Raw genomic sequence first — 14,115 nt, 5'->3', positions numbered from 1 at the left:
TGAATTTTCATAGCAGTTATGCATATTAATTTTACGGCTCAACCTGTAAATATTTAGTAAAGCCCTGATCACTTAAAACCCTATTATTAAATTCCCTCAAGCAAAAACTATGAACATTAATTCTTGCTTTTTTGCAGGCGGTGCGGCCGTACTGCTGTTATTTGGTGCATGTACCAAGCAAATGAAAGATGATCTTTCCAATACTTCAAAAGCAAACCTCGCTACCAGTGCGGCAGCGCCAGCAGCGCCTGATCCAGACGGATTAAAGCTCCATACTTTCCTGAGAGCGAATGGTCCTGCATTTGAAACATACACAGTAAATCTCCAGGAGAACGCTACTTTTACCACTAAAAGCGGCAGAACATATACTATTAGTAGTAACTCATTAGTATTGCCAGATGGTACCCCTGCTACTGGCCCTATCACCGTATCTGTAAAGGAAGTTTATGATGCTGCAGGTATGATATTCGCAGACAGACAAACGGCCACCAACACAGGGGCGCCACTAGAATCCTACGGCGAATTTTTCGTTTCCGCATCACAGGGAACAACTCCGCTACAATTACAGAAAGATAGTGCCATCAAAGTGCAGGTTCCTGCCAAACCAGTTGACCAGCGCATTCCGATGTGGAATGGTGATACCTCTATCACTGTCAACACCAGTGGTTATAATTACATCAACCAACTTATCACTTTGACTACAACCATTAGCGCAAACAAAGGCATCGACTGGCAACAGGTTACCAATCCAGCTTCTGCCTATGCCCTCTTTGACGGTACAAATGGTACCCTGAATTTCAGACTGGATAGCCTGATCAAATGGGTCAACTGTGATAGGTTGATGAATCTTCCTAACCCTAAAACCACCGTACTGGCCTACTTCAATTCAAATTACAATCCAGCTACCAGTACTAGCTATAGCGGTGAAGAACCCACTATGCTGTATTTCAAACCTACGGGCGTCAACAGCATCATTAAGTTCTATAATACCATCTTCACTCCTCCTCCAGGTTATCAAGGATTCCTGAGCTATCAGAACTCCATTCCTATAGGACAAAGCGGCACTTTCTTGGCCATCTCTTCTATTGGTGGTCAATTCTATGCTGATCAGAAAACAGTTACCATCACGGCTCCTGCCCCAGGCAATAATTATACGACAGTAACTTTTAACCCAGTTCCTGTTAGTGCGACTGCACTTATTTCGCTGATCAGCGGCATGAATACTAAGTAATCAGGTAATAAAAAATAGCCGTTAACCAGGTTGATTAACGGCTATTATTTTTATGTTTTGACATCCGATACTAGTTCATTCGAACCAGTTATTGCCAACTTCCACTTATCACGTCTGTTGATGGTGATGTGTACCTAATCTATATTAGTTAGATTTTTTCTATCACTACTATCTATACCTGGGCGATCAATATTTTTGATTAATTCTTTTGCACGAGGATCTGTTTGTGTCAGGTTCAATGGTTCCGGAGACTGTTTCAGCATTGGGATTACGCAGAGGTATGAAGTAGGCGGTACTTGATTGTTGTCCTGGCTACGCATTTTTATTACTGTTTCAAATACGTATACCGGTTGTAGGATGTTACCGTTATTATCGTAATATGATTTCCGTATTTCTTTAAAATCATATGCTGTTTTTTCCCCGAATTCTTGTGCTATCTGTCGCTTTGCCATTGCTGTAGCTTCTTCCTGGGAAATCATTTCTTCCGGCTTAATTGCTTTCCTATTGCCTTTATTCAGCTCCCGCCAGCGGCGTATCAGTCCAACCACCTCTCCTTTATCACCTATATTGACAACAATTTTAGATCCGGCGCCTATTACCTGCATGCTGTCTATTTCGCGGGCGTAAGTTAAGGTGACCAATTTATCGATGATAGGCCCCTTGGCTGTTTGGGCACGGAGACCTCCTGTGTGTACCAATCTCAGCTCACCAGGATTCTTGGGGAAAAGGCCATTTTGCTTCAGGAATTTTTCACCAATGTGCGCGGCATCCTGGCCGCTAGGCAGTTGCGGCTTCAGGTCGCCGAGGTACGCCTGTGTGAGTTTACTGAAGGAGATGTTTCCATTATTGAGATCCTCTTCCAATGTAGTATTTACATCTGTTGGAGAAACGAAGTAAGCAACATTGTCGTCTTTGGAGACATACAGATCATTGGTCTGCTGATTTCCCAAAAACTCTGTGATCAACTTTTTGGTGTTATCGGCAGAAAGCGGAGCACTCTTTTCAAATTCGTAGATGTAAACGGCCCCCGCTTCTCCGGTTGGCGATTTCTGCCGGTTACATTTACAGGCGGAAATGCTGATCAGACCTAGTATAATGAGGCAGCTAATATATCGTACTTGCATAACAGACATTTTTGTAGATCAAAAAATAGTGGATTAGTTTATCTGAATCGGGAATCAATACTGCCACCATGTTTTCATATTGGTAGCGCCTCCAGCAGGATCTGCAGCATATTTACCCAGACGGTCGTTTTCTGTGGTAGTATAAACAATAGCACTAGCAAATCCAGGGTAAGTGGAATAGGAACCTCCCGAAAAAGTACGTTCTCCATCTACCGCTTTGAACCATGACTGCCATACGCCACCATTGGCTTTGAGCAGGTTGGCGTAACGGTTGGGAATACCATTGTCGGAGTAACTGAGGGTACGGAAACCAACTAATTGGTGCAATCCCTGAAATATAGAGGTCCATGGTGTCCACCAGTCGCCACCGGCGGGCGCTTCAGGTGCAGATGCAACAGTAGAGCAGGATTCTATGACCAGGAAATCAAGGTCGCCGCCAGTGGCCACATTACCATATCCAGGGCATGACCGGAGATCCACACCCGTGCCCGTACTCTTATTGGTCTGAACATAATAAGAATTGCCATGTGCGGCCACGTAGGCCAGATCCATTTTGTCTACAAAGCTTCTGTAGTTGGATTTAAATTCAAACGGTTCCGCCCAGAAATACTGTACTTCTTTATAGCGGTGCATTCCGATATTTTGCCAACCCTGGAAATTTTTGATGAAGTTCCAGACATTGCGCACAAAGCGATCTTCCGCACGATCTACATACCCGCCAATTTCCTGGTCGGATGACCTGGCAGGAGCCATAAAGCAAAACAGACACAGGATTACAGCAATCTGTGCTTTCCATCCAAGAGGATGCAATTTAATTTTTTTCATGATTGTCTTTTTAGGGTGAAAACAAAAATGTGCTGAAGGTGAATCAGTCATTTTTTGGGGTACATTTAATAGCTACAAAATAGTGTTAGACTTAGCTTTTGGGGTAATGCTCTTCATTCTCTGCTTAAATATACAAAATTGCAAGGCAATTATAGCTCATCAATTTTATTATTTTAAGATATGTTTGATAGCAAAATGTAATATACTATACATTTTGCCATGAACATCATTTGTTTGGCATCCGAACTAACAAAATCCGATCAATAGTGTATAGTCAATAAAAATATAGGCTCAATAAAATTATCACCAAAGGAGAGCTGCGTTAAAACTCAACGCTGCTCTTCATGGTCATCTATCTTTAAAGTCCTAAAATCTTATCTGAAAGCGCGATCAGTTCATTTTGGGTATCCTGATCTGCTTCATTGGAAAGCAGGACAATACCTGTATTCAAATCGGGATAAAAAACCATATAGCTGCTAAAACCTAAACTGCCACCTGTATGAGAGATACTCCTGTTACCACGCCCTGTATTTCGTACTTTCCAATTAAGAGCAATGGCACCATCCTCCATTTTTCCAATAGTTGGCTGGTGGCTTAACTTTACAATGGGGGTGGTTTCATTCAACTGAAATGCCATGTACTTTAACATGTCTGCAGTGGAGGAGGCGATACTTGCAGCTACTTGTAAATCTTCCCAATTAATAACCGGCATTAATCTCCCCTTTCCATCATAACCTTTTGCCATGAGGGCAGGCTGTTTCCCAGATTTTATCAGGAAAGTATTTTTCATTTTCAGCGAATCGGTGAAATGTTTTTTTAAGAGATGATCGTAAGTGTCGTTGTAAACGCCTTCCATAATATACCCGAGCAATTGAGCGGCGGTATTACAGTGGCGGGCAACGGTGCCTGGTGACACTTTTAGCTTTACATCGTGCAGATCATGATAAAAATCTTGCCTGCTGTATTTTTGGTGAACTGAATCTAAAATATGAGGGATAGCGTCTGGTTCTGCTTTTCCAAAAATATCTTTATCTGGCATCCAATTAGGCAATCCGGAGCTGAGATTAGCTAAATGGAGTAAAGTAATAGGGGTACCATTGTAATTTAAATTAGGGTAATCTTCTTTTAGATAATGGCGTATATCATCTTTCAGGTCAATCTTTTTATCAAGTACGGCTTTGGCAAGTAAGGTGGCCCCAAAGGTTTTGGTAATGGATGCGAGTTCGTAAACGGTATTGCTTGTTGGTAGTTCAGATTTCTCTCTTTGAGTGGAGCCATAATTATAGACATATGACTTCCCATTTTTGATGATTCCTATTGAAAGGCCAACCCTAGCGCTGTTATTCATAAATGCAGCCACGGATGCATCTACTAGAGAATCTAAGTTGGTTTTCAACCTATTGTCTGTGGCTATTTTTACTTGGTTCGTTTGGGCAACGCATACGAATGTATATGCTAAAAATGCTAACAATAGGGATGACTTTTTCATTTGCGGTTAGTTTGTTATTAAAGACGATGAAATAGAAGAAAGTTGCATCAATTGTCATATTGTTGCTCAAAAATCGTTACTTTCATAAAACAGTCTTACCTCTCCCCATCACTCGGCCCACAAATACAATTTTAACCTATCTCCTCGATTTTAATCATGGATCATTCATTGTTCATTCACCATAGTATTCTTGTGGTAACTCTATTTGGTAATATACTATCAGGCATCCCTTGGTGTTCTACTTATATGGATGCTTTTGTTCACTATTGCAGGTCCACTAAGCAAAATCTCCATTTTTGCGCATTTTTTCTCCATAATTGCACATTTTAAACGGGAGCTATTTGTCAACTTTGGGGTGTTATCGTACTGTAGATAGGAGAGCAGATATCGGCTATTTTGTCTCAGTAATTCCATCACTTTTTAAAGCCTAAAGTATGGCATACTCCACTGATAACGTAGTTATCCAGGGTGCCCATGGCACCTTCGCAAAACAGCTAGTTTTTCGTCAGCGTTATGGGCAATCACTCCTATGCAAGCGCCCAAAAAAATCGAACCGCCCGCTCTCCGATGCCCAATTATTGGTACGGCAAAAGTTCCAGACCGCCAGCGTTTATGCAAAGTCGGTGATGGCAAACCCAGATCTGTTAGCGCTTTACCAGCTAGTCGCCAAAAATGGTCGAACTGCTTATAACGTGGCGATGGCAGATGCTTTCCGTGCACCTGAAATTCGAGAACTGGACGCAAGCGCTTATACTGGTGTTGTTGGCAGTCGCATCCGGGTACGCGCCTTCGATGATTTTAAAGTAAAAGCCGTACAGGTGTCCATCTTCAGTGCCGCCAATGCATTATTGGAACAAGGCGCCGCAGTGATGAGCGACAACGGTATGGACTGGATGTACACCGCTACAAAGGAGAATCAAGCGCTAAAAGGAAGTAAAATAAAGGCACAGGCCAGCGACCTACCGGGGAATGTCACGGAGAAGGAGCAGATTCTTTAATCACTTTCAAAGGGCTGACTAAAGAATAATGGTCAGCCCTCATTTATTAGGTCCCTAATGGAGGCTTGTTATTTGAGATGCTCAAGGACATCATTTTACTTTTGGTCCAGCTCCATTTATTTCCGGTAATCTCTCGGTGAGCAGCCCACCGACCCTTTAAATGCCCTGGTAAATATGGAAGTTGTAGCATAACCTACTTCCAGTGCTATTTCCTGGATAGGAGCACTACTATTTTTCAACAATTGTTTGGCCTTGTCGATCCTTAATTTCGAGACCCACTCATGAATAGTTACTCCATACATCAGTCGAAATCCTTCCGCCAGTTTTTTGGGGTGCAGGTGAACAGCTTTCGCCAGTACCTGTTGATTTACCGGTTCATGTATGTGTTCCATTAATAGCGTACTTACATTGTGTAGCGTGCGTAAATCATCCTCCGTAAAATGATACCGGGAATGAAAATGCTGTTTAGCATTATTTAACTCCTCGAGGTAGCATAGCAACAGGTCGTATACACGTGCTCCTAGAAACAGTTCCAACTCCGCCTCTTCCAGTGTACAATGATAAATACTGTTCAGCAACTCCTTAACACTGGGTGTGATATTCGCTGCAATTTGTTGTACCCCTTTCCCACTTTCATTTCTTACTTTATTACATACCTCGTAGAGTTCCTCATATTTATTGCCCAGCCCTTGTATCAATTCCAAGTTGATATTTATTTGAAGTACTACGGCTTCTCCTTTGGGCATACTTGCTTTATGCTTACCGGCAGGCACATAGTAAAGATGATACCAGCCTTCCGTCAGCATAGCCTTACCAAATCCATTCAGGTTACATGGAATTGTTCCTTTCAGTACATAGCTAAGTGTAATCATGGGCCGACTTACCACTACTTTTACATTCACCGTTTGTTTCATCCGGAACACATGTTGATAGATAGCAAAATCTTTTCCATGAAACGATTGTAGCAACACCTTTCCAAAACGCCCGCTGGTAATAACGGAACCTGTGAAAGGTAGTAATGTATCCTCACTATAAGGAGGAAGGATAGTTGTAACCATTATATCTTTTTGAAGATAATTTGGTAGTAGAAAGTTCATAACGATATGGGTATGGAGCTTAACAATGCATCTGGGTTATCATTCTAACATGCCACAGTATTTATATAAATATACGAAATATATTAATTAACAATTGCAAATAGCAGTAAACAATTCCAGGAGTAAAAGGTTGCATCATTTCATTACCTTCGGAAAGAAGCTGCTAACCCGCTGCTATCCTCCCAAAAACATGTTGCTTTTACTTTAATTACTTATTACTCATTTTTGGACAGCGGTTATTCCGGGCTTCAGACCTGCTACTTCAGTTGAGATAAAAACTGTTCTACCTCAGCTACCGGAGGGTTGATCATCAATATCTTTCCGTCTGGGCCTATGATAAACCGCATAGGAATAGCATCCACTTGTAACAGTTCCGCTACTTTACCTGCTCTTCCTTTCAGATCAGAAAAATTGGGCCATGTTAAATTATGTTCTTTTATCGCGCCGAGCCATAACTTCCTGTTCGTATCAAGTGAAATGCCCACAATTTCAAATCCTTTGGCTTTATATTCAGCGTAGATTTTCTTCAGTGCCGGGAGTTCAGCTACACAGGGCCCGCACCAGGAAGCCCAAAAATCGAGCAGTACATATTTTCCTTTGAAGTTTGATAGGCTACTTAACCGCTGAACAGTGTCGCTCAGTGAAAAATCGGGCAACCTCTTTCCCTGCCGGATAAGATCATCATACACGAACAGCGTGTAGTATAACTCCTTACCTTTAGTTCCTCGTTTGAGTTCAGCCGAAAACTTCTGGTAATATTTCCGGGCAGTATCTCTGGGTATGAAAGTCGAAATACCGTTCAGCTCCGATAGCAGACCATAGCTACCAGGATGCTTGATAATCTCACCGAAAAGAACAGCTTCGCTCTGACGGTTAGCCTTCGTCAGAAAACTGCTTGTAAGCGCTCTCGATGCAGCGGTGTCTTTCAGGCTACCTATACTATCCAATACCTTATTTATACGCCGAACAGTCGGCCTATGAATGCTATCGAGGTAATAGTTATAATAGTCTGTCTGAGGGGATCCAATCACTTTGGCCGCATAGAGGGAATCTTTCTGTCCATCAATCTGAATATTTTTGTTCTCCCCAATGAACGACAGCCGGGTGTCGCTAACAGCAGGTACTTCAATCGACAAAAATTTAACTTCCTCCAGTTTACCAGAAAATGTGAAATAGTCATCCTTGCTCATGCAGGAATCATAGACTTCCACCCGGAAAGCACTGCCGAATCCATAAGGTTTATTCGACAAATAGACCTTTGTATTTCCAATACCTGCAATCCTACCAGAAATTTTATATTGATTACCCTGTGCACAGAGATTTCCTGTCGTAAAACTTATTCCCAGGAACAGCACCAAACAAGTTATGCTACGCTGATATCGCTTCATATAAGATAGTTGTTATTCCCGCCAGGGGGCAGTGAAATTACTGCCACGCTGGAGAGAATTCAATTTAATTATAAAACCGGACTATTACGCACACATGTACGTGTAGTTCTTACCGTTATCACAAGAAATTGATAGGTCTTTTGTAACGCAGGTGCACCAGGGATATGCGGCTACTAGGACGAATCTACTACAGTATTATAAAAACAACTTTCATGAGAAATTAAAGCGTCGTGAAGACTCCGTCATACATGCTTCACAAGGAAAAACGGGCTACAGACAAATGCTATATCGAATCGGTCTCAAATAGTTTTTTCAATGCTTGTGATTCGTGCTCCACTAATGGCAAAAGTTGCTCTTGCGACAAGGAAGATGAAGCCGGGATAAAAACGACCTGGGGATAATTGATAATCTTACGATACAAGACCCTGGCCCTGGAAACATGAAAGTCGGAGGTTATAATCGCAAGTATGCCAGGTTTCTCCTCCAATACCAAATCCTTAGTCATTTGAAAATCTTCCATAGTATTGGAAGAAGGTCGGCCGTTTAGAAACGCATCTGCAGGAATGCCGCTGTCCAAAAGGTACTTTTCAGCATAATAATGATGAGGTTTATCAGTTGTATTAAAGTGTTGACCAAAGCCCCCTGTACAAACAAGTTTAAAATCATTGTTTGCATTATAAAACTTATGCGCACATGCTAATCTATCTTTAGCTATTTGTGACAAGTTTCCCAAATCATCATTGGGAGCTCCAAGTACAATCAATAATTTATTCATAAAATTCGTCCCCTTTAACGGTATGATCTAGGTGATGAAAATCGGAAGGTTAAATTAAATTTAAGGTATTCAATTTATAAAAATAGATAGAATTGAAATCTCTAACACAGATCGCCTATATCTGGGGTCTATCTCTACTAGAAAAGAATTTTTTCCCAGCATATTTAATGAGTATGGATGTATAGGGAGTGTTGAAAATTGATCAATTAAAAAATACTTTATTTTTTTTATTATTGCACGAGATATCGAAATGTATTATCTACTAACACTTTATCCTATATCTTCTTATCATGAGAGTACTATTGTTGAGTGCTATTGCGCTCTTGTTAACCACCCTGACCTATGGCCAAAAAATCTATCAAATCAGAGCCGATAGTGTTCGCATTTATAATCAGTGTGATACCGCTGAGCTTATCCTGGAAAACCATACTAAAAATGTTAGTGGTTTTTTATTTAACAAAGGTCTTGGACGTACCGAATTTCAACGTTTAAGATTAGTATCCCCCGGCCGTGGTCTGATAGCCATCCCTGGCCAGGATACATTGGACTTCGGCTCTTCCCTGAATACGTGGGGAGACGAACGTTATGACCAGCTCAATACAAACTTCTTAACCATATCTGAAGCAACACTATGGCAATCTTGGCCAGCATACAAAGTAGTTGGTTATGATGCTTATGATGTTCCGGATATGCCACCTTTGTCGGACCAAGCCTTTCAGGGGAAAGGCAATAACCGATACTATAATGGTCTTATTGTAAGAGATGGTGATACCGGATTTGATTTTGCCATAAACTGGAATGGTGAGCTGCAAGGGCCTAACGGTGCATTTATTCGTACAAAAGATGATACAAAACCCGCTTGGAGTAATTGGAGAGAGCTGGTTTTTAAAGATTATGTGGACAATAATTTCGTTAAGAAAATTTCAAAAGATACAGTTGTCCTTACCTCAACAGTGGTAAGGATGAAAGAAAATACACCTGATGCACGAATGGGTTTGGTTACAGTGGACGATGGCGTTACTACCTACACTATTAATACAACAGCAATAACAAGTACCAGCCGTATCATGCTGACCGTTCAAAGTGGACAACCTTTACGAATTGGGGCAGGACCAGCGGCTGTTCCCACAGGGATAATGACATCTGTAGTCTCAAGGGTACCAGGAACCTCTTTTACCATTTCAGTGGCACATGGCGCTGGTCCTGCAGAAGTAGCGTGGTTGATCGCTGAACCATATTAATAATTTCTTTTCCTCATTTTTTATCAGCATTCAGCAACGTATTTAAGATGGTATTTATGAAAAAAATTGTTACCCTTATAATGTATTTAATGATGGCAGTACCGGTGTATGCCCAATATACTTACCGGATGGCTGCCGACAGTTTCCGGATCTCCAATAATACTGATACCGCCGAGCTAATTCTTGAAAATAGGACTAAAGACATACCCGGCTTCCTTTTTAATAAAAGCGCTGGAATAACTATATTTCGAAAACTGAAACTGGCAATACCAGGAAAAAATTTAATGAGTATTGATGGTCAGGATACGCTGAATATCGGTACAACAATGGCTGCCTGGGGAGATAATCGTTATGATTTATCTGCGAACAACTTTACCACATTCCCATATGACAGTTCGGCACTTTGGAACGCATGGCCATTGAATAAGGTAGTAGGATATGATGCATATCGCACACCAGGTATGCCGTCATTATCTGATCAGGCATTTCAAGGCAGGGGTTCGAATCTATACTATAATGGACTTGTTGTAAGGAATAATAATACTGGTTTCGATTTTGCCATCAACTGGGATGGAGAATTACAGGGCCCCAATGGTGCATTCCTCCGTATTAAAGATAGTAGTGCAACTAAATGGAGTAATTGGAGAGAATTATTATTTAAGGATTATTTAGATAATAATTTTTTACGGAATGAGGAGCTAGATTCAGTGTACATATCTTCCACTATTTTTAATATGAAAGAATATGCTAATGATGCACGAATGGGCGTTGTTACTGTTGCATCGGGCCAAAATACAATCACCATCAATACTTCCGCCATCACCGCTAATAGCCGTATATTTCTCACCATACAAAATGGTACTATTACAAAAATTGGTGTAGGACCCGCAGGTATTCCGTTTGGTAATATTGCGAGCGTTACAGCAAGAGTTCCAGGCTCTTCCTTTACAATATCCGTTTTACATGGTACAAGTAGTGCGGATGTAGCATGGATGATTATAGAGCCATACTAACTTCATATCAATGAGCAAGCATAGATAAAAAACAAAAAAACCTACGACTAGCGCAGTTTTTGAAGATTGCTTGTGATCCCGCGGGGACTATGTCAAAGGCTTAATTAGCGCCATTTTTCAAGGAATCATTAGCTACGCTGATACCGTGATGTTCGGAGTTAGCCAGACAGCAGTTCAAAAAGAAGGTAGCTAATCCACCGTTAAATATCTTCTGGATAAGGTGTGGGTGCCTTTCGGATTTTTTGGTATAAAGCCTTTTGCGCAAGCGGGAGCCTTTATCTTTTACCCTGCAATTTCTCCTTAGCTTCAAAAGCTTCAATTACAGCCATTACGTATTCCTTATTGATAGGGGAAAGTTGTTTGATCTTCTCAGCTAGTACGTCTTCGGGGTTAATATTTCTAATCAAAAAGTCCAGCGAACTGTCCAGGACTTCCGCAATTCTCGCTGCTATTTCAATTGATGGTTTCGATTCATCTCGTTCATACTTTCCAATTATATCTCTGGATGTGCCAGTCGCATCTGCTAACTCGGTCTGTGTTAACTTCTTTTGCTTTCTTGCTATGGTAACTTTTTCACCAAATGTCATAATGGATGATTTTCGCGCTAAACTACTGATTTAAAATTTAATATGAAATAAGGGGCCGGTAGGAATAAATATAACCAGAAAACTAGATAATAGTCTACTTTTAATGACAGTAAAATGACCTAAAAAGCTACAAAACACTACATTTTAAGTTTACCATTATCTATATTTTGATTATATTTGTAGAGAATAATCAACATCATGAAAAACCAGCCAAATGAACGAAAAGCCATGCTGCATTATAAAAGTTCGGAACGGCTTTGCCATTGTATAAAGGCTCCATGGTTAAAAGTATCCGCCCTTACAGGCACCCGGCAATTAACTTTTATCCCAAACCATATTACTGAAATAGCGCAAAGCGTCAGCTTAGTAAGGTATTAAAAACCGTATTCTAACTCTACATCATTAATAATTAAAACAAAAAGCCATATGCAAAGTAAAAACCGAATTGTAAAAATTCATGGGAAATGGGTTCAAAGAACTTATGAAGGAAAAACTGTTCCTTGGTTAAACCTCTCCGGGGTGTGGTTGGAAAAAGCCGGATTTGAAATCAGTGACCATATCATTATTTCTGTTGAAAATGGTGTGCTTACAATCAAAATTCATCAAAAAGCTCCCAAGCCTGTTCCCCCTTTTTGGGTTCTATAAGCATCTATAAGAAAATGATACTCCCATTTCGAGTACCGGGCATCCGGGGGCGGGAGCATTCATGAAAGGCGCCTAATAAATAACCCTGTAACTAACCATACAGAATAACGTTCTTCACTTCTGTATTATCAGCTTTCTTTAATGTCGAAAAAATGGTAGCTCTGTTGTAGGGGCGTGGTATTGCTATGCTCCTACAGCGGCTATTCTCGGCCGGCCCGCTGCCGGAAGGAAATCCTTTGCCGGGAGGCGACCGGTTATAAGCTACAGGCAAAAATCATTAGCAAACAACGGTGGAACAAACGGCAAACGTCCGGGATAGTAGATGATGGGCCACAACGGCTGGGCCTAGCCTCCTATATTCTGTCGCTGGTCGAAGTGATGGTGATGAGCCTCTGTTCTTCAGTTGCCCCATCATCTACCAACGCGGACACCGCGTGATAGTAAAATGTTGACCAGGGTACAAATGCTGGTGTTCGCGCTCCTGGTTCTCCCGTCGGTCGCTCAATCAGTGCGCTGTCGATCAGTGCTATAATCTGAGTAAAGGATTTAGTTAGGTTCGAATTTTGTAGCCCTCCAAGATTGTTTCAATATCAAGACCCATTATTGACAATACCAATGTTAGTAGTAGGCATGCCAGTAATTGAAACTTTCCAAATTAAGAGTCTTGTTTCATGCTTGATTTTTTTTGCTCTCAACTGCTCGTTAACTATCAATGTGCTTGCAATGTCCTTTTTTAAAGGCTGAAAAACCTTCAAAAAGCGCTTGTCAAATTTATTCGTCTTTTGCTCCAATTGATGATTAATAATATCGTTATTAATTACATAATCTGCTGGAAAAGGGTCAACAATATTGCTTCTAATTTGATGACCTATCATTTTATGGTCTGCGACACAAATAAAAAGTCCGGTCGTATTTGTAAAGTGAGCTTCAAGAGAAACTCTAATCATGTCGTTTAACATTTTGACAAGCCTCGCAGTTTTGTTAATTGTTCCATCTTCATTACTATTTTGCCTGAATAGTCCGAATTCTGCAGAAAGTCTTAATCCTGGTTCGTCAATGACTAAATCAATCAGTGGTTTTTCATTTCTGTATGAAATTTTCTCTTTAGCAGGAATAAAGGTTTGACTATTGATTGGAACTTCAATTTGAATTTGTGATGGCCGAAAGCTATAAGCTTCCATTAAAGCAGCAAAAAAGTCATATCGTATGCTGTCTTCACCCAAAAGCAGAAGTGGTTTTCTATTAAGTCGTTCCTCAAGTAAATTTTTATAAGCCTGAAATAGTTTTTCCATGAGTGATAATGATCTTTGCTTACTATTAACGTTCAGGTATTGTGATCCCGCTGGTACAAAATTCGAACCAATTAATAGAAGATAGTTCTCTTCTGGCAAATATTTTAAATGCATAAAAATGTCTTTTTCAATACGAAAACCAGAAGACACCTAATTATTGATAAACTCTCCAAAAATCAAGATAAAATTCTTCTACAGAATGTTACACAGGAATGTTCCTTGTCAGAGTAACTTTTGATGTTGCTAATGATACTGGACTCGCCTAATCTAAAATGAAACCCGGAAGAGCTAATGTCCTTAAGGGTTCCTCCTCGCAATAACATCCCCCCGCTTATCTACTCGGATTATATCATATTTACCAATATCCTTATCCAAAATTTATAGATCGGTCAGACACTTTGAAGGTGAGT

The 14,115-nt window shown here is 40.7% G+C and carries 13 protein-coding genes; 5 read left to right on the top strand and 8 right to left on the bottom strand.

All coding sequences use genetic code 11. From position 1 onward, the window contains the following. The first annotated feature begins 109 nt into the window (after window positions 1-109). Window positions 110-1,231, top strand: coding sequence for a hypothetical protein (locus JO154_RS07015; RefSeq protein ID WP_291943131.1), 1,122 nt, complete (start codon window positions 110-112; stop codon window positions 1,229-1,231). 134 nt (window positions 1,232-1,365) lie between these two features. Here the strand turns inward: JO154_RS07015 and JO154_RS07010 are convergent, their stop codons facing one another. The 3 genes from JO154_RS07010 to JO154_RS07000 all read right to left on the bottom strand — a co-directional run bounded on the left by JO154_RS07010 (window position 1,366) and on the right by JO154_RS07000 (window position 4,669). Then, window positions 1,366-2,355, bottom strand: coding sequence for a hypothetical protein (locus tag JO154_RS07010; RefSeq protein WP_291943130.1), 990 nt, complete (start codon window positions 2,353-2,355; stop codon window positions 1,366-1,368). A 54-nt stretch (window positions 2,356-2,409) separates the two neighbouring features. After that, window positions 2,410-3,180 carry a DUF6345 domain-containing protein gene (locus JO154_RS07005; protein ID WP_291943128.1) on the bottom strand — a complete coding sequence of 257 codons (771 nt, stop codon included), beginning with the start codon at window positions 3,178-3,180 and terminating at the stop codon, window positions 2,410-2,412. A gap of 358 nt (window positions 3,181-3,538) precedes the next feature. Further along, a complete protein-coding gene (locus JO154_RS07000; RefSeq protein ID WP_291943126.1) occupies window positions 3,539-4,669 on the bottom strand; it encodes a serine hydrolase in 1,131 nt (376 codons plus the stop codon). 434 nt (window positions 4,670-5,103) lie between these two features. On the opposite strand from JO154_RS07000, the gene JO154_RS06995 reads away from it, so the two are divergent. Further along, window positions 5,104-5,667, top strand: a complete 564-nt coding sequence (locus JO154_RS06995; RefSeq protein WP_291943124.1) for a hypothetical protein — start codon at window positions 5,104-5,106, stop codon at window positions 5,665-5,667. A gap of 116 nt (window positions 5,668-5,783) precedes the next feature. On the opposite strand, the gene JO154_RS06990 is transcribed toward JO154_RS06995, so the two are convergent. The 3 genes from JO154_RS06990 to JO154_RS06980 all read right to left on the bottom strand — a co-directional run bounded on the left by JO154_RS06990 (window position 5,784) and on the right by JO154_RS06980 (window position 8,927). Further along, window positions 5,784-6,725 carry an AraC family transcriptional regulator gene (locus JO154_RS06990; protein WP_291943122.1) on the bottom strand — a complete coding sequence of 314 codons (942 nt, stop codon included), beginning with the start codon at window positions 6,723-6,725 and terminating at the stop codon, window positions 5,784-5,786. Between the two features lie 296 nt (window positions 6,726-7,021). Next, window positions 7,022-8,152: a TlpA disulfide reductase family protein gene (locus tag JO154_RS06985; RefSeq protein WP_291943120.1), complete on the bottom strand. Its 1,131-nt coding sequence runs from the start codon at window positions 8,150-8,152 to the stop codon at window positions 7,022-7,024. A gap of 283 nt (window positions 8,153-8,435) precedes the next feature. Further along, window positions 8,436-8,927 carry a YdcF family protein gene (locus JO154_RS06980; RefSeq protein WP_291943118.1) on the bottom strand — a complete coding sequence of 164 codons (492 nt, stop codon included), beginning with the start codon at window positions 8,925-8,927 and terminating at the stop codon, window positions 8,436-8,438. Window positions 8,928-9,217: 290 nt separating this feature from the next. On the opposite strand from JO154_RS06980, the gene JO154_RS06975 reads away from it, so the two are divergent. Then, a complete protein-coding gene (locus JO154_RS06975; protein ID WP_291943117.1) occupies window positions 9,218-10,168 on the top strand; it encodes a hypothetical protein in 951 nt (316 codons plus the stop codon). A gap of 56 nt (window positions 10,169-10,224) precedes the next feature. After that, window positions 10,225-11,181 carry a hypothetical protein gene (locus tag JO154_RS06970; RefSeq protein WP_291943115.1) on the top strand — a complete coding sequence of 319 codons (957 nt, stop codon included), beginning with the start codon at window positions 10,225-10,227 and terminating at the stop codon, window positions 11,179-11,181. Between the two features lie 275 nt (window positions 11,182-11,456). Here the strand turns inward: JO154_RS06970 and JO154_RS06965 are convergent, their stop codons facing one another. Continuing rightward, the gene (locus tag JO154_RS06965) at window positions 11,457-11,768 is read right to left on the bottom strand and encodes a helix-turn-helix transcriptional regulator (RefSeq protein ID WP_291943113.1); all 312 of its coding nucleotides are present in this window, start codon (window positions 11,766-11,768) and stop codon (window positions 11,457-11,459) included. 426 nt (window positions 11,769-12,194) lie between these two features. Here JO154_RS06965 and JO154_RS06960 point away from each other — a divergent pair, with 426 nt between their 5' ends. Next, window positions 12,195-12,413: a SymE family type I addiction module toxin gene (locus JO154_RS06960; RefSeq protein ID WP_291943112.1), complete on the top strand. Its 219-nt coding sequence runs from the start codon at window positions 12,195-12,197 to the stop codon at window positions 12,411-12,413. Between the two features lie 590 nt (window positions 12,414-13,003). Here the strand turns inward: JO154_RS06960 and JO154_RS06955 are convergent. Next, window positions 13,004-13,819, bottom strand: a complete 816-nt coding sequence (locus JO154_RS06955) for a hypothetical protein (protein ID WP_291943111.1) — start codon at window positions 13,817-13,819, stop codon at window positions 13,004-13,006. Window positions 13,820-14,115: the final 296 nt, after the last annotated feature.

Origin of the sequence: Chitinophaga sp. (assembly GCF_019236475.1) — a bacterium.
Classification (GTDB): domain Bacteria; phylum Bacteroidota; class Bacteroidia; order Chitinophagales; family Chitinophagaceae; genus Chitinophaga.
The sequence above is the reverse complement of the archived record's forward strand: the minus strand, read 5'-3'. Positions and strand labels throughout refer to the sequence as shown.